The sequence below is a fragment of the Liquorilactobacillus sp. genome (assembly GCF_047719775.1).
GTDB lineage: Bacteria > Bacillota > Bacilli > Lactobacillales > Lactobacillaceae > Liquorilactobacillus.
Genome location: NZ_JBDNTS010000002.1, coordinates 60,767 through 83,870, shown reverse-complemented (window position 1 = coordinate 83,870; position 23,104 = coordinate 60,767). Strand labels below are relative to the sequence as shown.

Annotated in this window: 16 protein-coding genes; 9 read left to right on the top strand and 7 right to left on the bottom strand. The window is 37.8% G+C overall.

The window, feature by feature from the left end; genetic code table 11:
- Positions 1 to 378: 378 nt before the first annotated feature.
- A complete protein-coding gene (locus ABF682_RS01505; protein ID WP_415618866.1) occupies positions 379 to 1,596 on the top strand; it encodes an MFS transporter in 1,218 nt (405 codons plus the stop codon).
- 320 nt (positions 1,597 to 1,916) lie between these two features.
- Positions 1,917 to 3,401, top strand: a complete 1,485-nt coding sequence (gene guaB, locus ABF682_RS01500) for an IMP dehydrogenase (protein WP_289981716.1) — start codon at positions 1,917 to 1,919, stop codon at positions 3,399 to 3,401.
- Positions 3,402 to 3,873: 472 nt separating this feature from the next.
- Here guaB and ABF682_RS01495 read toward each other — a convergent pair whose 3' ends face one another.
- The 3 genes from ABF682_RS01495 to ABF682_RS01485 all read right to left on the bottom strand — a co-directional run bounded on the left by ABF682_RS01495 (position 3,874) and on the right by ABF682_RS01485 (position 7,436).
- Entirely contained in the window at positions 3,874 to 4,095 is a 222-nt protein-coding gene (locus tag ABF682_RS01495; RefSeq protein WP_415618865.1) for a type II toxin-antitoxin system mRNA interferase toxin, RelE/StbE family, read from the bottom strand.
- Between the two features lie 140 nt (positions 4,096 to 4,235).
- Positions 4,236 to 5,852, bottom strand: a complete 1,617-nt coding sequence (locus ABF682_RS01490; RefSeq protein WP_415618782.1) for a peptide ABC transporter substrate-binding protein — start codon at positions 5,850 to 5,852, stop codon at positions 4,236 to 4,238.
- Positions 5,853 to 6,332: 480 nt separating this feature from the next.
- The gene (locus tag ABF682_RS01485; protein WP_415618781.1) at positions 6,333 to 7,436 is read right to left on the bottom strand and encodes a lactate oxidase; all 1,104 of its coding nucleotides are present in this window, start codon (positions 7,434 to 7,436) and stop codon (positions 6,333 to 6,335) included.
- A gap of 315 nt (positions 7,437 to 7,751) precedes the next feature.
- Between ABF682_RS01485 and ABF682_RS01480 the strand changes: the two genes are divergently transcribed.
- Positions 7,752 to 8,471, top strand: a complete 720-nt coding sequence (locus tag ABF682_RS01480; RefSeq protein WP_004563413.1) for a demethylmenaquinone methyltransferase — start codon at positions 7,752 to 7,754, stop codon at positions 8,469 to 8,471.
- A 114-nt stretch (positions 8,472 to 8,585) separates the two neighbouring features.
- Here ABF682_RS01480 and ABF682_RS01475 read toward each other — a convergent pair whose 3' ends face one another.
- Genes ABF682_RS01475 through ABF682_RS01460 form a run of 4 tightly spaced genes read right to left on the bottom strand, consistent with a single transcriptional unit; the run spans position 8,586 to position 12,787 of the window.
- Complete coding sequence (locus ABF682_RS01475; RefSeq protein ID WP_289980957.1) at positions 8,586 to 9,935, bottom strand: ABC transporter substrate-binding protein; 1,350 nt, start codon at positions 9,933 to 9,935, stop codon at positions 8,586 to 8,588.
- Complete coding sequence (locus ABF682_RS01470) at positions 9,932 to 10,762, bottom strand: carbohydrate ABC transporter permease (RefSeq protein WP_415618780.1); 831 nt, start codon at positions 10,760 to 10,762, stop codon at positions 9,932 to 9,934. Before ABF682_RS01470 ends, ABF682_RS01475 begins: the two co-directional genes overlap by 4 nt.
- A complete protein-coding gene (locus tag ABF682_RS01465; protein WP_415618779.1) occupies positions 10,762 to 11,727 on the bottom strand; it encodes a carbohydrate ABC transporter permease in 966 nt (321 codons plus the stop codon). The genes ABF682_RS01470 and ABF682_RS01465 overlap by 1 nt, the downstream gene beginning before the upstream one ends.
- The gene (locus tag ABF682_RS01460) at positions 11,669 to 12,787 is read right to left on the bottom strand and encodes an ABC transporter ATP-binding protein (RefSeq protein ID WP_415618778.1); all 1,119 of its coding nucleotides are present in this window, start codon (positions 12,785 to 12,787) and stop codon (positions 11,669 to 11,671) included. The genes ABF682_RS01465 and ABF682_RS01460 overlap by 59 nt, the downstream gene beginning before the upstream one ends.
- A gap of 320 nt (positions 12,788 to 13,107) precedes the next feature.
- Between ABF682_RS01460 and dhaK the strand changes: the two genes are divergently transcribed.
- The 6 genes from dhaK to ABF682_RS01430 all read left to right on the top strand — a co-directional run bounded on the left by dhaK (position 13,108) and on the right by ABF682_RS01430 (position 22,474).
- Positions 13,108 to 14,103, top strand: coding sequence for a dihydroxyacetone kinase subunit DhaK (gene dhaK, locus ABF682_RS01455; protein ID WP_415618777.1), 996 nt, complete (start codon positions 13,108 to 13,110; stop codon positions 14,101 to 14,103).
- A gap of 10 nt (positions 14,104 to 14,113) precedes the next feature.
- Positions 14,114 to 14,701: a dihydroxyacetone kinase subunit DhaL gene (gene dhaL / locus ABF682_RS01450; RefSeq protein ID WP_289980952.1), complete on the top strand. Its 588-nt coding sequence runs from the start codon at positions 14,114 to 14,116 to the stop codon at positions 14,699 to 14,701.
- Positions 14,698 to 15,072, top strand: coding sequence for a dihydroxyacetone kinase phosphoryl donor subunit DhaM (gene dhaM, locus ABF682_RS01445; RefSeq protein ID WP_289980948.1), 375 nt, complete (start codon positions 14,698 to 14,700; stop codon positions 15,070 to 15,072). The genes dhaL and dhaM overlap by 4 nt, the downstream gene beginning before the upstream one ends.
- Before the next feature lie 12 nt (positions 15,073 to 15,084).
- Positions 15,085 to 15,789 carry an MIP/aquaporin family protein gene (locus tag ABF682_RS01440; RefSeq protein ID WP_289980946.1) on the top strand — a complete coding sequence of 235 codons (705 nt, stop codon included), beginning with the start codon at positions 15,085 to 15,087 and terminating at the stop codon, positions 15,787 to 15,789.
- A 443-nt stretch (positions 15,790 to 16,232) separates the two neighbouring features.
- Complete coding sequence (locus tag ABF682_RS01435) at positions 16,233 to 20,132, top strand: collagen binding domain-containing protein (RefSeq protein WP_415618776.1); 3,900 nt, start codon at positions 16,233 to 16,235, stop codon at positions 20,130 to 20,132.
- Positions 20,129 to 22,474 (top strand): SpaA isopeptide-forming pilin-related protein, encoded by a 2,346-nt coding sequence (locus tag ABF682_RS01430; protein WP_415618775.1) that lies wholly within the window; start codon positions 20,129 to 20,131, stop codon positions 22,472 to 22,474. The genes ABF682_RS01435 and ABF682_RS01430 overlap by 4 nt, the downstream gene beginning before the upstream one ends.
- Positions 22,475 to 23,104 lie beyond the last annotated feature (630 nt).

Here is a 23,104-nt window from a genome sequence, read left to right as displayed (position 1 = left end):
GGGCTACTCTGTGGAAATCTTTCAGATTAGCCTTTTTTGTGGATTTTTTTAAAATTTTTTCTAATTTCAATTTAATATAATAACTTTTTTTGAAGGTTTACCAGTGAAAAAGTTATTAAAAAAGCTTAATAAGTTTTAAAAGCAAAACAGAAAATCTATATAAAATAGTTTTTATTATAGTGATCCTTATCATAGTAGCATTTATTGACATAACATGATAAAACGAATTTAAAGTGTGCGAGGATGCAAAGAGCGATGATACATGCGATAATTAGTCCCATTATGAGCTTTTTAGAGCTGACATAGGAGGGATATAACTTGGATAAGAAAAAAGAAAGAAAAATTGCAAGTAACATAATCAAAGGTTCTTTGGGTAACATGATCGAGTGGTTTGATTGGTACATATATGCATCTTTTGCTATTTATTTTGCGAATGCATTTTTCCCAAGCAACAATCAAACTGTTGAATTATTGAGTGCTGCTGCTGTGTTTGCAGTCGGCTTTTTAATGAGACCATTTGGGAGTTTCATAATGGGCAAGTTTGCAGATCAGCATGGGCGACGTTCAGCCTTGACGCTTTCTGTTGTCATTATGGCTTGTGGTTCACTTATCATTGCAATCGTTCCAACATATCAAACCATTGGAATTCTTTCACCCATTATTTTGGTGCTGGTGCGGCTAGTGCAAGGAATCTCTCTTGGTGGTGAATATGGTATTTCAGCAACATATCTCTCGGAAATGGCTAGTTCGAATCGAAGAGGATACTACGCATCTTTTCAATATGTAACACTGATTAGTGGGCAATTGCTTGCACTAATTGTCCAAATCTTGTTACAGTATTTCTTTGATGATGCTCAGTTGAGTGCTTGGGCATGGAGAATTCCATTTGTTGTTGGCGCGCTAGGAGCACTTATTGTGCTGTATCTCAGATTGTCTATGGATGAGACTAATCAATTCAAGGAATCTGCTAAGAATGGTAAGAAGAAGGGAACTCTGAAACAATTAGCTAAGTATCCAGGACAAGTACTGACCGTCATTGGATTGACATTCGGTGGGACAATTGCATTCTATACTTACACTACTTATATGCAGAAGTATATGATCAATAGTTTAGGCTTGCCAACAAGATTAACTACCGAAATCAATTTCTTGGCACTGTTAATCTTCATGATTATGCAGCCGGTATTTGGTCATCTTTCAGATAAGATAGGTCGTAAGCCATTGTTGTATTGGTTTGGAATCTTAGGCACACTGCTAACCGTTCCAATTTTTAAAGGATTGCAGTTGTTTGACAGTCCGTTCAGTGCGTTTGTATTAATGCTGGCGGGTCTCATGATTGTGAGTGGTTACACTTCAATCAATGCAGTTGTAAAGGCAGAACTTTTTCCAACAGAGATCAGGGCTTTAGGTGTTGGATTACCATATGGACTGACAGTAGCGATTTTTGGTGGAACGGTTGAGTACGTTGCCTTATGGCTGAAGACGATTAATCATGAAGGCTGGTTCTTTTATTATGTGTCAGCGGCGGTTTTTGTCAGCTTAATTGTTTATGTCAGAATGCTTGAAACCTCAAGACATTCCAAATTAGATAAGTAGACTTGTGTTTGATTGAACGAATTTTTCAAGTAACGAGAAGAATGTAACATAGTATAAATTCAGAGTGGAGCTGGATCAAAAGTTAAATTTTGATGTAGCTCCTTTCTTGTATAAAGTAATTTCGCAGGAAATCTCAATATAGCAGATATACTTTTTTAATGTATAATGAATTAAACTATTCAATGGATATTAGTTAGTTTGAAAGCCAGAAAGGGATTATTTAGCAACAACATTCTAATAAATAAATGAGAATACTTGATTTTAGTAAGAATATTTTGTATTTTAGAAAATAAAAATAAATTTAAAGGAGCGTTTTTGTAATGTCTAATTGGGATACCAAGTTCGCGAAAAAAGGTTTTACGTTTGATGATGTTCTATTAATTCCAGCTGAAAGTCATGTTTTACCAAACGATGTTGATTTGAAGGTGCAACTTGCAGAAAATATTAAGTTAAATATCCCGATTATAAGTGCAGGAATGGATACAGTTACTGAATCAGCGACTGCAATCGCAATGGCCCGCCAAGGTGGACTAGGTGTTATTCATAAGAATATGACGATTGAACGACAAGCTGATGAGGTTCGTAAAGTCAAGCGTTCTGAGAGTGGCGTAATCATTGACCCATTTTTTCTGACTCCATCGAATACAGTTGCTGAGGCAGAGGGGTTAATGAGAAGATATCGTATTAGCGGCGTTCCAATTGTTGAAACATTGCAAAATCGTAAATTTGTCGGAATTATTACTAACCGTGATCTCCGCTTTGTTTTAGATCGAACTGTTGCGATTGATGGTGTAATGACTAAGGAAAATCTTGTGACTGCACCTGAGGGAACTTCTTTGAAAAAGGCAGAAGAAATTCTGCAAAAACACAAAATTGAAAAATTACCAATGATTGATAAAGATGGTAAGCTCACGGGCTTAATAACCATTAAGGATATTGAAAAGGTTGTTGAATTTCCAAATGCAGCAAAAGACGAACATGGTCGTTTACTGGTTGGGGCTGCAGTCGGTGTTACAAGTGATACTTTCGATCGCGCTGCTGCTTTGTTAGATGCAGGTGTTGATGCAATTGTAATTGATACTGCTCATGGTCATTCTGCAGGAGTAATTCGCAAAATCAGTGAGATTCGCGAGCATTTTCCAGAAGCAACATTGATTGCTGGTAACGTTGCAACCGCAGCAGCTGCACGCGCACTCTATGATGTTGGTGTCGATGTAGTCAAAGTTGGAATTGGACCTGGCTCGATTTGTACAACTCGGATTGTGGCCGGCGTTGGAGTACCTCAGCTTACAGCTATTTATGATGCAGCAAGTGTGGCTCGTGAATATGGCAAAACAATTATTGCTGATGGTGGAATTAAATATTCTGGTGATGTTGTTAAGGCTTTGGCAGCAGGTGGAAGTGCAGTTATGTTGGGTAGCATGCTGGCTGGGACAGATGAAGCACCTGGTGAGACAGAAATCTATCAAGGTCGCCGCTTCAAGACCTATCGCGGTATGGGCAGCTTGGGGGCAATGGACAGCAAGCATGGTTCATCTGACCGTTACTTCCAAGGTAGTGTAAATGAAGCTAACAAGCTCGTTCCAGAAGGTATTGAGGGTCGTGTCGCATACAAGGGCTCACTTGCAGATATTGTCTATCAAATTGTTGGTGGATTACGCGCAGGAATGGGATATGTTGGCGCAGCACACTTGCAAGAATTGCAAGACGATGCACAATTTATTCAGATTTCAAATGCAGGTTTACGCGAGTCGCATCCACATGACGTTCAGATTACTAAGGAATCACCTAACTATAGTAAATAATTTTATGCAGAACTTAGAAGCTATCTTGCTTCGAGTTCTGCTTTTTGCTTGGTTTCACAAGCATTTAGAATATATGTCAAGGCTTTAATACGGAGCGACAATTTTATAAAATTGTCTAAGAGGTTTGTAAGTTTTGAATCTCCTTAAAAATGATGTTGTAGATGGATTTTTTAATGAAGGAAGTGTGTGCCATAAGTCGGTGGAATTTGAGTATCAATTAGAAATTACGAATATAGCGAGAACTCTGCTATGAGTGATTCGAAGTTAGACGGGAAATTTTGACTTATGAAATACGTTTATTCGTAATAATATATAGAGGACTTTAAAATTTAACTTTTACCCCAACTCCACATGAAAAATCCTGCCGATAGACTATTACAGCCATAAGCTATCAACAGGAAAAGGTATATGGTTTTTTTAATAACTATTTGAAAAGATCTGAATGTGATCCAGTGTCAATAAAGTGAATAAATTAACCATCATATTTATAGATTAATAACCAATCAGATTTTATATGGAGATCCCGCTCTGGCTTACGATTGACCAACGGATGATCATTATATTGTGGATTCAATGGTTCGTCACAAATTAAGGTTCGATAAACGACTTCAAAATCTTCTTTTCGAGAACGACCGCCTTTTAAAACATTTTTATAGTGTTTTTCATTTGTATAAAGTGTACTTAGAAAAGAGATTTAATATCAGAATTTAGTAGTTTTGCTTTTGGATTGAATCTATGAGTATGACAATATTTATTTCAGTCGTTTAATAAATGAAACCGTAAAAAGAGCTGGGCAAAATTTAACTTTTACCCCAGCTCTTTTTTTGCACTTATCTATTTGATGTGGACGTTTCGATAGAATAATACTGTTCCATATGGTGAGATTTGGAGTCCTTTGACCTTATTCTTTAGTAAATAAGACATCCCGCCCTGATATACTGGTGCAGTAAATGTATCTGTCGTAATTAACTGCTTCTCAGCTTTGATCAAAGTTGACCAACGCTTTGTTGGATTAGTTGCATAGGTAGTCGCTGCCTTGTTTAACAGGCTGCGGAAGTTACTATTGTTGTAGTCATCAGATAAATGATATTGTCCACCATCACTGATGAAGTTAACAGGATCAGCATAATCAGGTTGCCATGTTCCATAGACGATATCGAAATCATAGTCAGTTGTTGCGGCTAAACGAGACTTCAGTGGAATAGAACGAAGACTGACCGATAAACCTGGTAAGTTTGTTTCAAGTTGACTTTGAAGATATTCTCCAATTTGTTTGGAATCAGTGGTATCTGAAGTTAATAATTCAATTGAAATTTTTTGTTTGCCAAGCTCTTTCTTTGCTTCAGCCCATTGTTTCTTAGCTTCTTTGAGATTATAAGTTGACATATTGCCTGCATCTTTACGATAATCATCGCCAGTCTTTGTGTTAAAGGCAAAGTCCTTGGGAACAATTCCATTTAGTGCTGAGCCTGCATGCAAGACATTCTTGACTAGAGAATTCTTATTGTAGGCTAGAGCAATCGCTTTTCTAAAGTGAACATTGGCTGTTGTTTGGCGATGAGTATTAAATGACAGGTAGCCAATTAATGGGATTGTTTTTGAATGAAAACCAGCTGTTTTTTGATATTGTTTAATATAATCTGTTGTTAACATTGCATAATCCAATTTGTTTGTCTGATATAGATTAGCGGCTGTCGAGGAATCCTTAACAACTTGAACTTTAACTTTTTTTAGTGTAATTGCTTTTTTATCCCAATACTTGCTGTTCTTCACATAATTCCACTTCAAGTTAGTCCCGTTCCAATTAGTTACAACGAAGGGGCCATTAAAGACTGTCTTAGCGGCACTTGTGCCGTACTGGCTGCCATATTTTTTAACAATTTTTTCATCTTGTGGATAGAATGGTGCACCAGTCATAAGTTCTGAGAAGTAACTGATAGGCGACTCAAGTGTAACTTGTAGTTTATAAGTGCTGAGTGCTTTAATCCCCAACTTGTCAGCTGATAGTTTACCGGCTGCAATCGCATCACCATTCTTAATGGATGCAAAACGTTGTGAATTGGGAGAAGCTGATGAAGGATCCACCATCTTTCTCCATGCAAAGACGTAATCTTGTGCAGTTACGGCGTCACCATTTGACCATTTTGCGTTCTTTCTAAGTGTAAAAGTGTAGGTTTTTTCATCTGAACTGACAGAAACACTTGAAGCCCCAGCAAGGACTGGTTTATTGCTTGAATTAAAACGATAAAGTCCTTCGAAAGTGTTCTGTAATGCTTCAAGACTAGTAGTATCACTATACTTAGTTGTACTAAGAGTCGCCATTTCGGCATCTGTTGCCACAGTCAAGACCTGTTGCTTTGATGTGTCAGATGATTGCTTATTTCCGCAAGCAGTCAATATAAGTGTTGTAGCTATTACGGTCCCAAATAATACCAAAAGTCCTTTTTTCATGTAATAAACCCCCAATTGATGTAGTTTTATAAAGTGTGTCATAAAGCAGTAAAATTTCGTGTTAGGCGGAAAATTTTGACTTAGACTTATAGAACACATTTATCTGGAATAAAAAAGAAGCCAGGTTAAAATTTAGTTTTTGACCCTGCCCCTCTAGACAATATGAATTAATTAAGTGACGGAGTTTTCTATAATCATGATTGATGGCAAAATAAGTATGGTTGCAGATTTGCAACATCCCTATCTTTTTTGGGCTAAAAAATGTCATAGAAAGGTCGCCCCCTTAACGTTCATAGATATGCACTAAGGGTACTTGTTTATTAATGCGCTGTCAATAAACAATATTAAGTTAGTTTTAAAAGTCAAAAATACCCCATAATAATTAGATTTTTGTCTAACGATTATGGAGCACTTCAAAATTTAACTTTTAATTTAGTTTCTCTATATTATTACGAATAAATGTGTTTTGTCTGCCACAATTTATTTTCTAATAACTTTAGCTTTCTTTACATCTTCAATTGTCTTCGTTCCAGCTAATTGCATATCAATCTTTAGTTCATCATTTAAGTGATCGATTACAGAAGCAACACCTTGAGCGCCGCCAAGAGCAAGCCCATAGATAATAGGACGGGCAAGGGCAACTAAATCAGCCCCGCTTGCAAGAGCTTTGAAAACATGCGATCCGCGACGAACACCACTGTCGAAGATAACAGGGACTTTGTGGTTAACTGCTTTTGCAACCTCATGCAAAACATCAATCGAAGCAGGTCCACCATTTAATTGACGACCACCGTGATTTGAAACATAGATTCCTTTGGCACCGGCACCAATTGCAAGCAAAGCATCTTCTGCACTTTCAATTCCCTTAACTATTACAGGTAAGTTGGTGTATTCGGCAATCCGACGGACATCATCAGGCCCAATTTTTTGAGCAGCAGCGGCATAAATCTCCATAATTCCTTTTCCCTTGCCATCACCTTCTGAGAACTTAGCTAAGTTAGCCATTGGAATTGGAAATTGGAAGTTGTTAATAATATCAGATTCTCTATACCCATCTACAGTTGCATCTACTGTAAGAATAATTCCTTTAGCACCAGCCTTTACAGCTTCATCAAGCAGACTGTAATTGAAATTCCAATCTTTACTCATATATAGTTGGAAGAATTGAGGAGCACCATTACCAGCCACAGCGGTATCGGCAATTGATGTTGAAGAATAGGTACTTTGAGCCATTAGTCCGCCAACTTTGGCCAAACCTTCCGCCGTTGCTTTCTCACCTCGTGAATGTGCTAAACCTTGTGCAGCAGCAGGAGCCATCATAATAGGTGTTTTTAATTTTAATCCAAAAACTTCAGTAGCAGTGGTAGGTTGCTCAACATTGGTAAGAGCACGAGGAATAATCTGAATATGATTGAATGCACTTGTATTTTCATGTAATGTCCATTCATCTTCGGAACCACCGCTAATATAACCAAAACCGCCAGCGGGAATAATTTTTTTGGCTTTTTCTTCAAGTGAAGATAAGTTTAAAATATCTAATTTTTGTTCACGATCGCTTTGTTCATATCCATTTATTGTTGTCATAATTAATTTTCTCCTTATTTGTTACTTTTTTTATTACAATTACATCCTAGTTCTTTTATTTTTTATTGTCAATCATTTTTTGAATCTTTTCTTTGAATGGAAATTTAATCGCTGGAACTAAGCAAAAGTCAATATCAAAAATGAATCGCCTGAAAAGTGGATAAGGTATTATTAATTTTTATAAGTGTTACTTTTTATAGTTCAATAATTGGAAATTTAATTTTTAGAAACTTTTTTAAAAAGCACAATTTGCGGATTCAAAAAAATGTGATAGCATTAATTGAAAAAGCTATCATAAAAAGCGAGGTCTAATATTTGGTACTCACAAACAAAACACCTGAAGAAAAAGTTAATTCGTTATTCGATCGTGTTGCTCCAGAATATGATTCGATGAATAATTGGATTAGTATGGGATTACAGAAAAATTGGCGTAGGGAAACTATGAAAAAGCTTGATATAAAGACTAATTCAAAGCTCTTAGATGTTTGTTGTGGAACAGGGGCATGGACCGCTGACATAGCAAGCGAATTGGGTGAGAGCGGACATGTTACAGGGCTTGATTTTAGCAAAGAAATGTTGAGACTTGCTGAAGGTAAAATGCTTAATACAAAACAAAAAGCCAAGATAGATTTAGTGCAGGGAGATGCAATGGAGTTGCCGTTTGCGGATAATTCGTTCGATGGAGCAACAATTGGTTTTGGACTTAGAAATGTTCCTGATGCAAGTCAAGTGCTGAGTGAAATGACGAGAGTTGTGAGACCTGGAGGTTTTGTGGCTTGCTTGGAGACCTCACAGCCGCAAAATGTGGTCGTGAAGAGTGTCTGGAATGTCTTCTTCAAGTTGGTTCCTGTGATTGCCAAGGTGCGGGGAAACAATTATGCAGATTATGATTATTTACAGAAAACGACTAAGGAGTTTGTTTCTGCAAATAGGCTAAAGGAAATGTTTGAAGAGACTGGATTGTGGAAAGTTACTTATCAGCAATTCAGTCTAGGCGCCGTCGTTCTTCATGTTGGATATAAAAAGGAATTATGATTTATGAAACACGTTTATACGGAATAAATAGAAGGCTGGTCAAAAGTTAACTTTTGACCAGCCTTTCTATTTTGTTCTTATTTGGCTAGTGTAGCGTAGAAAATGAAATTAGTGTTATTTTTGATTGACCTTATTTGCCAAATTATTAGAGGTTATATAGCTATTCATTGCCTTTTGCGCTTCAACGAGCGAATTTTTAATATTGCTGCCGTTATAGATTTGTTCCATGGCAGTCTGAGTCAGGGTACGTTCTTGAATCAATCCTTGCATGAAGATACCAGAATTTGTATTATTCGGTTTTGTACGTCGCAACTGTTGTCCTGGAACTTTTGCTTCTGGTTGACTCTTGTATAATTTTTTGAGTACAGGTTCATCTTGCGAATCTTTATTCAAGGCAAGGTATCCAGTCGCAACTTGCCATGTAGCCTGGTTCTTGGCATTCATCAAGAATTTGATAAAGTTCCAAGCACCTTGTTGTACTTCACTGGACTTATCGTTTGAGATCCAGAGTGAAGCTCCACCAATTGAAACGCCATTGGATTTTTGTCCATCAGCATGTGGATAATAGGTGATACCTAGTTTATCTTTTGTACCAGCTGTTAACTGACTAATATCAGCGGATGATTGCAGGAACATTCCAAGCTTGCCTGAAAGAAATGCCGCCATCTCATTGGCAGAGGCGCTTGAACCAGCACCAAAGTTCATGAATGCACCGCTTTTAATATTTTCCTGCAGCCATTTCATTGTTTTTGTTGCCACTGTACCTGAAAAGTTAACAGAAGTTGGCACTCCCGAATGTCCATCTTCATTATTGGCCAATGACTCGCCGCCGTTAGCTAAAAATTGCTCAAAAAGCCAACCGTAGATTTCAACACTCAATCCTTTGACTTTTTTCCCAGATTTCTGATAAAGTTCGGTGGCTACTCTGGTAATATCACTGTAGCTCGGATTGACTGGAGGAGGAGTTATGCCATATTTTTTCAGAAGAGTTGCATTGTAATATAGTACTGGTTGTGAAGTATTGAATGGCATTGAGAGTTGTGTACCATTCTTGGAATAAAATGCACGTGCGACAGCTGAAATTTTGCTTGTGTCATAGCCTTCTTTATCAATGAACTTTTGAACTGGCGTTGTGTAGCCAGAGTTATAAATCTGGCTTGTTGAGATATCCATTGATTGGAAGAGCGCAGGCGAGGTACTGGTTCCATGTGTGTTCAATATTTTTTGTACAGCTTCGTTGTAGTTGCCTTCGAATTGTGGAACAACAACGTATTTGTTTTGTGAATCATTGAATTCTTTGACGAATTTATTTAGTTGAACTTGTCCAGGGCCAGTCATTTCATGCCAAAAGACAATCTTGATACGTGAGTCAGCTTTTGCACTACTTTTTTGTGAAAAAGTAAAGCCGATTATTGCAAGAAAAATAATAACTAGAGCGGCAAATATTGTTCTTTTTCTTTTCATTTAATTGCACCTTCATTAAGTCCGGATTTGAAGTAATGCTGGCCAAAGAATAAAGCGATTAACGTAGGGGTTATAATGATTGCTGCACTTGCTTGAATCATCCCCCAATTATTGAATGTTTCCTGTGATTGCAGCTGTCTGAGTCCGTCTTGAACTGGGCGAAAATTATCACTGAAGGTGGTCAGCATTGGCCACAGATATTGATTCCAACTGGAAAGAAAGCTGTATGCTGCGAGTGTATAAACGCTGATTTTGGAGTAAGGCATTACAACTTTATAGTAATATTGCCAATGTGATAGTCCTTCGATATCCCCAGCCTCTTTCAATTCTCCTGGAATTTGCAAGAAAGCTTGGCGCAGCATGAATGTACCAAAGGCAGAAGTCAGAAAAGGAATAATCATGACCGCATAATGATTAAGCAGACCTAGGCCACGTACCGTTGTAAAGTTAGGAATCACTTCGGCTTCAAATGGCAGCATCATTGTTGCAAGAAATACATAGAATAATAAGTCGCGTCCTTTGAATTTGAGGAAGACAAAGGAATAGGCGCTCATTGAACAAAAGATGACTTGAGCGAACATTGTTAATAAAGAAATTACAAGGCTATTAAAGAGATAACGAATAATAGGTGTCTGAGTTATCGCAGTCACATAATTATCTAATGAAATATGACTGCTCCAGAGAGCTCCTTTAGAGATATCTGCAGTCGGTAATAGGCTAGTCCAAAGCCCCAATAAAAAAGGAATGATGATAAAAATTGTTAGAATAATCAGCAATGAGTAATGAAGTATATGTTGGATTTTTTTTCTTTTCTTATATTGTGTCATTAGTAGGTCACTCGCTTTTCAAGAACTTTGAATTGAATGAATGTAAAAAGTGCAATAATAACCGCAAGAATGACAGATTCGGTACTTGCTAAGCCATAATTACCATTTAAAAATGCATCTTGATATATCCGATATACAAGTAAATTTGTGGCATTATTGGGTCCTCCTGCAGTCATCAAATCAATTAGACCGAAACTTTTGAATGATTCAATCAATGTGATAATTGAAACAAAGAAAATTGTTGGCGAAATCATTGGCAGTGTGATATGGAAAAATTGATAAGATTTAGAAACACCTTCTATTTGTGCAGCTTCATAAAGTGTGTAAGGCACAGACTGAAGCGCACCGAAGAATATAAGAAAGGTAAAGCCAAGATTCATCCAGACTGTTGAAATTACAATGGCAGTCATTGCCCAGCCTGGCTCAGTCAACCAATTAATTGGTGTCAGGTTCAACGCGGTGAATAATTGACTTAACAAACCAACGGAAGGATTGAAGATAAATAGCCAAAAGATTGCTGCAACTGATACGGAAACACCCATCGTTGCAGAGAATATGGTTCTAAAGAAGTTGATACCAGCCACTTTTTTGGTAGCCGCCTGTGCCAAGACAAGACCGATTGCAATTGTGAAGATTGAGACTGCAATAACATAGACAAGTGTTGCAATCAGACTGTTGATATAGGCGTTCGAAGAAAATAGCGCGAAATAGTTTTTAAGTCCAACGAAGACAGTGGGTTTTCCAAGATTGTTTGTTAAGAAAAAGCTTAGATAGATGGTGCGCAGCATCGGATAGAATACAAAAAGCGCCAGAATTAAAAGCGAAGGTCCTAAAAATAGTACTGCATAAAGTTTAACCTTTGCATAAGGATTGTATCCAAGTGACAGCTCTGCGCTCTTCTTTTTTTTAGATGCTATGTTGAAGTTGGGGTTCTTGGCTTGCGTTTCCATCTGTATATCCTCCATTCGTATTCAACAGCTTTTGACCGTCTTCACTAAAAATGTAATGATTTCCTGTGACACTTACAGAGACTCGCTCAGTGGTTGATAAATTACGAGTACTGCTAACCTCGATTCGAAGTTCCAGTGAATTGTCCAGTTGTGCATGTACAATTGAGTGTGTTCCTAAGTATTCAATATTAGTTACTATGGCATTTGTCTTGGAACTTACTTCGTCAATTGCGAGCGCATTAGGTCTCACACCAACCAGATAGTTTCCTGCCTTTAGACTATTTGTTATAGAGAATTTTAAGTTGGTTTCAACATCAGAGAGTTGCTTATTTTCTTTTAAAGTTACGGGCAGCAAGTTCATTTGTGGGGTACCGAAGAAACTTGCAACAAAAGTATTTGAGGGAGTGTCGTAAATATTTGAAGCTGAGTCAATTTGTTGTGCTTTTGCATCATTAAGTACCATAATTCTGTCAGCCATTGTCATTGCTTCAACCTGATCATGAGTGACATAGATGAGTGTTAGACCTAGTTTTTGTTGTAATTCACGAATTTCAGAACGCATTTTATTGCGCAATTGTGCATCTAAGTTTGAGAGAGGTTCGTCCATGAGACAGATTTTTGCATCGCTAGCAATTGCACGAGCTAGGGCCACACGCTGCCTTTGTCCACCTGAGAGTTCACCTGGTTTACGTTCACTAAAATCTGTTAAATTGACTAGTTCAAGTGCATGGTTAACACGAGTATTGATTTCAGAGCTGTTCATCTTACGTGCTTTTAGACCAAAAGCCACGTTGTCTTTGACATTCAAAAAGGGGAAAAGGGCATAGTTTTGAAAAACCATGGTCAATGCTCGTTCTTGAGGAGGAAGGTTGGTAACATCTTCATCATCAATTCTTAGCTGACCATTTGAAATAGGAATTAATCCTGCAATCATACGTAAAAGTGTACTTTTACCACATCCTGATGGACCTACAATCGCAAAGAATTCTCCTGTTTCGATCTTGACAGAAATATCTGAAAGTATAAAGTCTGAACCATTATATGTTTTTGAAATATTAGTTAATTCAATAGACATTGCCTTACTCCTTAATATTTTTAATTTATAACAACTTAAGTGTAGTTGTCGCTTGTAAGAGAATTGTGTGATAAATGTAATTGTTTTGTATTTTATATAAATTTAAGCAGTCGTATGTGACACTTCTTCATGATAAAAAATATAGTTAGTTAAGAAAATATTTTTTAAACATTTATTTTACCAATTTGTTAACTGCAGTAAGCCTTTTCACTATAATTATTGGTAAATTTATGGTAAAAAGAAGTGTATAAGAGGTGCGTTATGATTATTTTGTAAGCGTATTAATTATGGAAAGATACTTTTGAAGGGGAGTAATTAGATTGAAGAAGATAATTAATGATCCTGGAGATGTTGTCCCAGAAATGATCGATGGCTTGGTTAGAGCATATCCGCAATATGTAACTCGCATACCTGAGACAGAGGCTGTTGTGAGAAGTGACAAAGCTTCAATGGATGGAAAAGTCGGAATTGTAAGCGGAGGCGGGAGCGGGCATGAACCTGCACATCCCGGTTTTGTAGGCAAAGGGATGCTAAGCGCAGCAGTTGCAGGTCAAGTCTTCACTTCACCAACACCAGATCAGATTTACGAGGCAATCAAAGCTGTAAATACAGGTAAAGGGGTATTTCTAGTTATTAAGAATTACTCTGGAGATGTGATGAATTTCGACATGGCTAGTGATATGGCTGAACTAGATGATATCCCGGTTAAATCAATCATTGTTGATGATGATATTGCGGTTGAAGACAGCCTATATACTCAGGGAAGGCGTGGAGTTGCTGGAACTGTAATCATGCACAAAATAGTTGGGGCTGCTGCAGATCAAGGGGCTTCATTGGCAGAAATTGAAAAATTGGCAAAGGAAGTATTGCCGCATATTAATACGATTGCTGTGGCTTTGTCGGCAGCAACGGTTCCCGAAGTAGGAAAGCCTGGGTTTGAACTTGCTGATGATGAGATCGAATACGGAGTCGGAATTCATAGTGAACCTGGTTATCGCAGAGAGAAGATTAAGACCTCGCGTAAGCTGGTTGAGGAATTAGTTTCTAAAATCGATAGCGAGCTAAAGTTGGATGCAGGACATAAATATGCTGTACTGGTTAATGGGATGGGTGCGACTCCGTTAATGGAACAATATGTGTTTAGCCATGATTTGCTTGATGAGCTTGCTAAGAAAAAGATTGTACCAGCTTTTATGAAGGTTGGGAATTACATGACTTCAATTGATATGGCGGGAATATCCTTGACAATTTTCGACTTAGTTGATGAAAAATGGCTGGATTATTTGAATTATCCAGTTGAAACGATTGCATGGTAGAAGGAGAGATATGATGATAACAGTTGAGATAGTGGATAAATGGATGGAATTATTTTACCAGAAAATTAGCGAACAAAAAGCATATTTAAGTGAACTTGATACGCCAATTGGTGATGGTGATCACGGCAATAATATGATGAGGGGGATGCAAGGAGTTAAGGATGGTCTTGCTAAGCTTTCTGAACCAGATTTAAAGCTGACTTTCAAAACAATTGCCATGTCCTTGATTAGCAAAGTTGGTGGAGCTGCTGGCCCGTTGTATGGAACGGCATTTCTAGAAATGGCTAAAAATTGTGAAGAAACACAGGAACCGGCGGAATTGTTTAAGTTGGCACTAGAAGGAATCAAAAAACGCGGTGGAGCAACAACAGGTGATAAAACAATGATTGACGTCTGGGCGCCAGTTGTTGATGCACTAGCAGCCGCTAGTTTATCGGTTGAAAAGGTGAAAGAAGCAGCTGAAGGAACTAGGGATTTGGTAGCGAAAAAGGGAAGAGCTTCGTATTTAGGTGAACGTTCAGTTGGTCATTTGGATCCGGGAGCTGTTTCAAGTCAGTATTTATTTGAAAGTTTCATTGCAGCAGGAGGGATTAAATGACAAAAAAAATTGGAATAGTGATCGTCTCACATGTGCCAGAAGTTGCCATGGGAATACCTAAGTTATTGGAACAGGTTGCAGCTGATGTTTCAATTACATTTGCTGGAGGAACGGATGACAATGAAATAGGCACAAGTGCGGGGAAAATCATGGATGCTTTTGAACATAACGAAGCACAGGAACTGTTAGCTTTTTATGATTTGGGAAGTTCTAAGATGAATCTGGAATTAGCCGTTGAAATGTCTGATAAGAAGGTGAATATCTATGATGTTGCTTTGATAGAGGGTGCATATACAGCAGCCACTCTGTTAGAAGCAGATGTCACACTTGCAGATATTGAACAACAATTGGCACCATTGAAGATTAAGTAAGGGGGAAAAATAATGAATGGTTTCTGGGGAGAGTTATTTGGAACAGCCGTTTTAATTGTCTTTGGTGTTGGATGTGGAGCTGGTGTTAACTTAAAAAAATCGTATGCTAATGGACAAAATTGGTGGTACATCTCGATTGCATGGGGGTTAGCGGTGACCTTTGGTGTATATGTTGCTGGAGCATTCGGTTCATTGGGACATCTTAACCCCGCAGTAACGATTGGATTTGCATTATTTGGATTTTTCCCTTGGAGTCAAGTCTTACCATATTTACTGGGTCAATTCATTGGTGCCTTCATCGGTGCAGCGATTGTTATCGTACAATATTACCCGCATTTCAAAGACTCTAAAACAGTTGAAGAAGGCAATACTGTTGGCATATTCGCTACCGCACCTGCAATTAACAACCCAGTTTTTAATTTCTTAAGTGAAGTTATTGCGACATTTATTTTTATTTTTACCTTATTGAATCTAGGCAATTTTACTCAAGGGCTCAAGCCTTTGATTGTTGGTTTGTTAATTACGGTTGTTGGTCAGGCATTAGGTGGAACAACCGGTTTTGCCCTCAATCCTGCGCGTGATTGGGGTCCTAGATTAGCATACACAGTTTTGCCAGTCCCCAACAAAACAAACCCTAATTGGGGGTATGCTTGGGTTCCTATGGTTGGACCGCTTGTGGGAGGAATTCTGGCAGCTGGGTTAGTAGCGATAGTGTAGTCGGTTTGTCTTTTGGCAAAGTTGAAAAATAAAATAGTAATATATACAAAGTAACTGGTACAGTCCCTAACATTTTGGCAATTGCCATTTTGTTGAGTCGGATTGACCAGTTTTTTATTTGCCAATAATTTACAAAGTTTATTACAGGGTTACAAAGATAACTTTTTTGTGGTTTATGAGGTGAAAGCTGTGCTATTTAGGACTTTTATTCATACTGTTAACTTTTTTATTAGTCTCATTTTTTGTTTATTTTAGTGTAATTAAATGGACAATAAATATTTACCCAAAAAAACAGTCAAATATGCTACATAAAAACTTGATTATACTTAATACAATAAAGTAAAATGTAAATTATGAGTAATCTTTTATAAAAAAGGGTAAAGTTTACTTGTTCTTTTGGGATTTTAGTGATTTGTATAAAAAAGTTAAAGGGGAGAGCAAATGTGAGGAAAACAAAATGGTTTGAAAGGGTATATTCGGTGAGTCTAGCACTTGTGTTATTATTGCAGATATTTACGCCGATTGTTGATGCGACTACGACTGATCAAGTCAGTGATACTTCAACATCTGTTAAGCTAATATCTGCACAACAGGATACTAGCAACGAGAAGCAAGTTGATTTGAAAGTTCAGTTGGATAATTCAACTGACCAAGAACAAACGACTAAAATAGATATTAGTTCGGGAGACAATGTGAAGTTGAAGCAGGTTACAAATGAAGCAATAACTGCTAGCGATAATTCAACTGTACTTGGACAATATCAAGTTACGGATAGTCAGTTAATCTTATCAAGCAAAGCTAACGTACAAGGAACGGTAACTTTGAAATTGGACTTAGCTGATGATTCATCTTTGACGGGCACATTACAATTTGGATTGCAGGCACAAAAAGTTACGGCTAGCTTGGAAGCGGCATCAAGTTCATCGAGCACATCAAGTGCGACTAGCTCTTCCAGCTCGGATACGACCAGTTCGTCAAGTTCAGCCAGTTCTTCTAGTTCGGCTTCATCGAGTTCAGCCAGTTCATCAAGCGCAGCAACTCGTAAAGTTGTATCTCTTGCGGTAAACAGTGGCAATGACATCTCGCAATATCTACCAAGTGCTTCAAATGGTACGATTATTGATAGTGCAACGCTTGCTTTCACTGATTCAAAGGGGAATGCAGTTGACGCTAATGATGTTACATCTGAGACCAATTTGAACTTTGATTACAAGTGGTCAATTCCTAATAATCTGACGGATAACTATCAGATAAAAGGGGGAGATTACTTTACTTTTAGTCTTCCAAGTGGAGTTCAATATAAACCGGGAACAGGTTCATTAGGAGACTTTGGAACTTACACAATTACTAGTGATGGTAAGGTCACTTTTACTTTCAATGATAAAGTTGATTCTCATGATACTATTAGTGGAGATTTTAATTATACTTCAAGTATTTCAAGTGATTATACAACGGGAAAACAAAATATTATAGTTGATACAACTGCTGGGCCAGTCAGTTTTCCAATTGTTGTTAAGCCGACTGGAGGAAGTGCTATTGCAAAAGCTGGGACTTTAACCGGTGCGAATAGTTCTGGTAATAATCCAACCGGTATCACTTGGGATGTAACAATTAATACTAATAGCAATGAATTGAAGGATGCAACTGTTACCGATCCATTACCAAATGGAACTAAGTTAAACTCGGTGGCTGTTTATCCACAAACAGTTGATCAAACAGGTAAAGTAACGGCTACAGGTGCTGCGTTGGTTGCGGGAACTGATTATACAATTGATTCAAATGGTACAGTCACATTCATTGGTGGTTATGCTGATACCTACCAAGCATTCAAAATCGAATATAAAACGGATATTGATAGCAGTAGTTCTGTTATTCCTAATGATGGTGGTAAAATAACTTTTACAAATACAGCGACTTTGAGTAATGATGGAAAAGACTCACCAGCAACGGCAACTGTGAGTGCCAATTATGGGAAATTACTCCAAAAAGCCTATGATGGGCAGGATAATAATGGGGGTCAAAAGTACAACTGGCATATTAATTATAATTATGGAGAAAAGAGTCTAACAGCTGATCAGGCAACATTGGTCGACACTCTTTCAGCTGGGCAGGCCTTTTCGGGTACGCCTACATTAACTTATGAAGATGGTACTACTGTTCCATCAGCCAATTACACTGTGGGTTATAGTTCAGATAAGTCAATAATGACAATTAATTTTGTCAATGGTCTGACACAAGGTGTTAAGATTTCGTATCAATCGCAAGTGACGGCAGCTATTGATGGTAGCACCACAATCAATAACTCGGTTACTAGTGATGAGCAAACAACTGATGCAGGTGAGCAGACTGTTGGTCAACAAGGCTTAACCAAGTCATTAGGAACTGTTGATTATAATGCCAAAACCACTACATGGAACTTTGACATTAACAAAGCACGTCAGGATATGAAGAATTGGTCAATGACGGATCCAGTACCAGATGGTCTGACGGTTGATTATGACTCCTTTGTTTTAAAAGATAAGGATACAAATACAATCCTGACAGAAGGGACTGATTATACAGTCACTCAGGATGGTAATGGGTTTACAATTGCTTTTAAGGGTGATTTGGCTAACAGTGCTAAAGATTGGTACACATTAAGTTATAAGACTAGTTTTGAAACACAAAAGCTGCCTACAGGGAGCACGTGGACTAATACTGCAACTGCAACTTGGTATGAGCAAACAGGTACAAAGCATACAAACAATGGGAGTGCTGATTTTACTCCTAAAACAGAATTTAAGAACGATGGCAGTAAATCTGGTAGTTACAATGCTGTCTCAAAAAAGATTACGTGGAATGTTGTAACAAACTATAACCAACGGACTTTGACAAATGCCAAGATCACTGATCCAATCATTGGCGATCAAGATTATGTGGCAGATAGCGCTAAATTATATGAGGCAACTATCAATTCGAATGGATCATATACTCAAGGTAGTCAGGTTAATAATGCTGACATCAGTTATGACAGCAGTTCAAAGACAATTACAGCTAATCTGCCAGCAGGAAGCACTAAAGCATATGTTTTAACGTATGATACGAGTTTGGCTGATAAGGTTATTGATCAAGCAACCTATGATAATACCGCGACTTATGTTAATAACAGCAATTCGAGTACTTTAGCAGCCCAAGTTACAGTTCCAAATAGTGGGAATGTTGTTGAGAAAACTGGTAAACAGGACCCAACCAATGCAGCATATGCTACTTGGAATATCTGGGTTAATAAGGCACAGTCAACTCTAACAGGTGTTGTTGTTAAGGATGAGCCTTCGGATAATCAAATTATTGATCAAGATTCAATCGTAATTTATCCGGGGAAGGTCGCAGCTGATGGGAGCTTCACTGAAGATAAGAGTAGTCCATTGCAGTTAGGTACGGATTACACAATTGATTTGGAGACGGATCAGCTGACTGGGAAGCAAACATTACAGATTATTTTCAAGAACAAAATTACCACAGCATATTCAATTGATTATCGCTCTTTGATTAATTCATCACTGACAAATGATCAGCTTACCAATACAGCTTCGATAAATGCTCAGGGTGAAAAGCCTGTTGAAAGCAACACAATTGGATCTACAAATGTGGTGAACAATAGCGGCTCAGCTTCGGGGAAGAATACAAATTTAGTAGTAACTAAGTCAGATGCAGACAGCAAGGCTGCAATTGCTGGAGCTAGTTTTGAATTGTATGCAGATGTTTCAGGTGCAAAAGGACAACTGTTGCGCTCAGGAACAACTGATTCTGATGGTCAATTGCAATGGAATAATTTAAAGTCAGGTAAATATATTTTAGTTGAGACTTCAGCGCCAGATGGTTATGTGATCTCATCAGACTTGGCGAGTGGCAAAGAAATCACTGTCAACTATAGTGCTGCTAATGCTGCTAATCAAGTCACTCAGTCGATTACTAATGAAAAAGGAAAGATCACGATTCAAAAGACCGATAGTGATACTACCAAACCGTTAGCTGGTGCAGTTTTTAGCCTTTACAAAGACGATGGAACGTTAGTCAAATCAGGGTTAACGACTGACGAAAATGGTGAGATTAGCTATTCGGGATTGAACGCTGGTGAATATTATGCAGTTGAAACAGACGCACCTGCAGGTTATGAACTAGATACAACCCAGCAGCCATTCACAATTGATGGCAGTAATATTCAGCAAAAACTTAGTGTTAGTGATGCTGAAAAGACTGGTTCAGTTGTTCTGACGAAGACCGATAGTGATACTGGTAAAGTCTTAGCTGGTGCAACCTTGATCTGTATAAGGCGGATGGAACCAAAGTTGCAAGTGGGTTGACAACCGATAGTAAGGGACAGCTTACCTATGATAATTTGAAACCAGGAAGCTATTACTTTGTTGAAACTGCAGCTCCAGCAGGATACGATTTCAATAAAGACACACATTATGATTTTACTGTTGAATTACAGACAACAACCAAGGTAGCGACTGTTTCAGCAGGAAATACAGAAACAACCGGTTCAGTTGTTTTGACCAAGACCGATAGTGATACCAATCAACCGTTGGCTGGAGCAACCTTCGACCTGTATAAGGCAGATGGAACAAGGGTTGTGAGTGGTTTGACAACTGACAGTAACGGACAGCTCACTTATGATAATTTGAAACCAGGAAATTATTATTTCGTCGAAACAGCAGCACCTGCAGGATATGATCTTGATAGTAGTAAGAAGAGCTTCTCTGTTGAATTACAGACAACAACCAAGGTAGCAACTGTTTCAGCGGCAAATGCAGAAACAACCGGTTCAGTTATTTTGACCAAGACCGATAGTGATACTGGGAAGACATTAGCCGGTGCAACTTTTGATTTATATAAAGCGGACGGAACAAAGGTCAAAAGTGATTTAACGACTGACAGCAACGGACAAATTAAAGCCAATGGTTTAAAACCAGGAGATTATTACTTTGTTGAGACTAAAGCACCAGCCGGATATGATCTTGATAGTAGTAAGAAGAGCTTCACTGTTATATTCCAGTCGACAGCTCAAGTCGCGACTGTTTCAGCATCAAATGCAGAAACAACCGGTTCAGTTCTCTTAACGAAGACCGATAGTGATACTGGCAAAGTCTTAGCTGGAGCGACATTCGACCTGTATAAGGCGGATGGAACAAAGATTACGAGTGATTTGACAACCGATAGCAATGGACAAATTAAAGTTGATGATTTGAAACCAGGGAATTATTACTTTGTTGAAACTGCGGCCCCAGCTGGCTATGATTTCAATAAGGACACACATTATGGCTTCACTGTTGAATTACAAACAATAGCCAAGGTGGCAACAGTTTCAGCGGCAAATGCAGAAAAAACTGGTTCAGTTGTTTTAACGAAGACGGATAGTGATACTGGGAAGACACTAGCCGGTGCAACTTTTGATTTATACAATGCAGATGGAACAAAGATTGCGAGTGATTTGACAACTGACAGCAATGGACAAATTAAAGTTGATAGCTTGAAACCAGGCAATTATTACTTTGTTGAGACTAAAGCCCCAGCGGGATATGAGCTCGATAGTAGTAAGAAGAATTTCACTGTTGTGTTCCAGTCGACAGCACAAGTTGCGACTGTTTCAGCGGCAAACGCAGAAACAACTGGTTCAGTTCTCTTAACCAAGACCGATAGTGATACTGGTAAAGCCTTAGCTGGAGCAACTTTCGACCTGTATAAGGCAGATGGAACAAAGATCAACAAGAGTGATTTAACAACTGACAGCAAGGGACAAATTAAAGTTGATAATTTGAAGCCAGGGAATTATTACTTTGTTGAGACTAAAGCCCCGGCTGGGTATGATTTTAATAAAGACACGCATTATGGATTCATCGTTGAATTACAAACAACAGCCAAGGTGGCAGTTGTATCTGCAGAAAATGCAGAAAAAACTGGTTCAGTTATTTTGACCAAAACGGATGGTGACACTGGTAAAGCCTTAGCTGGAGCGACATTTGACCTGTATAAGGCAGATGGAACGAAGGTTGTGAGCGGTTTGACAACTGACAGCAAGGGACAAATTAAAGTTGATAACTTGAGACCAGGGAATTATTACTTTAAGGAAACCGCAGCTCCAGCCGGATATGATTTTAATAAAGACACTAAATATAGTTTTGTTGTTGAATTACAAACAACGGCCAAGGTGGCAGTTGTATCAGCGGAAAACACAGAAAAAACGGGCTCAGTTCTTTTAACTAAGACAGATGGAAATACTGGCAAAGTCTTAGCCGGTGCGGTTTTTGACCTGTATAAAGCAGATGGAACAAAGATTGCGAGTGGCTTGACAACTGATGGTAAGGGACAAATCAAAGTTGATAATTTGAAACCAGGAAATTATTACTTTATTGAAATACGTGCACCAAAGGGATATAAGCTGAGTTCCAAACAGATACTGTTTACTGTCGAATTTCAAAATACTAATAAATTAGTTAATCTGACAGTAAAAGATTATCCTGAGAATCTACCAGCAACTAATCAAAATAATACTAATAATTCAAATAAGCAGCAGACTAATGATAAGAATAAATTTGGGTTACCACAAACTGGATATGAGTCTGGAATTTGGTTATCAATAATGGGCAGTTTAGTAATTGTTTTAATTGCTCTAGTTGCATTTTTTAGAAGATTCAAAAGCTAGATTTGAAATATAAAACGATATTAGGGGCTATAGAGGTAGATAATGACAAAAATAAGTAGTAATGAATATGACTTATTTTAAACTGTAGTACTCTTATATAAAAAACTGGCATTGGTGAATAACCGATGCCAGTTTTTTATATAAAGATGTCATAATCTAAGTGATTTTAGGACCGCTGTTCACAATCAGACTTAACTACTATGGTGCTGGGTCAAAAGTTAAATTTTTATCTAGTCTATATATATTATTACGCATAAATGTGTTTCATAAGTCAGAATTTTCCGTCTAACTTCAAATTACTCATATTTTCTCGATTTTGTACAGCCTATTTGGAAAATATATTAGAAAAAATATCATAACTACCAGAATTAAAAAAATTAGGATTTAGAATCCTATTTACCTTAGAGTTGGCAAAACAGAATAACCAACAGCAAAACAAAAATATAGAGAATAAAAGCGAATTCCGAAAGTTAGAGCAAAGATTTTGGCTTATAGAGTATGTTGATAGAGTAGCAATTAACAAAGAGGTTATGCCAGACTTCAATTATGATGGCACGATCTCTTTGTAGTTTTTATTCTCAGAATAGGCTTATGGTAAATGTATACCTAATATTAAAGATAAAGATGATT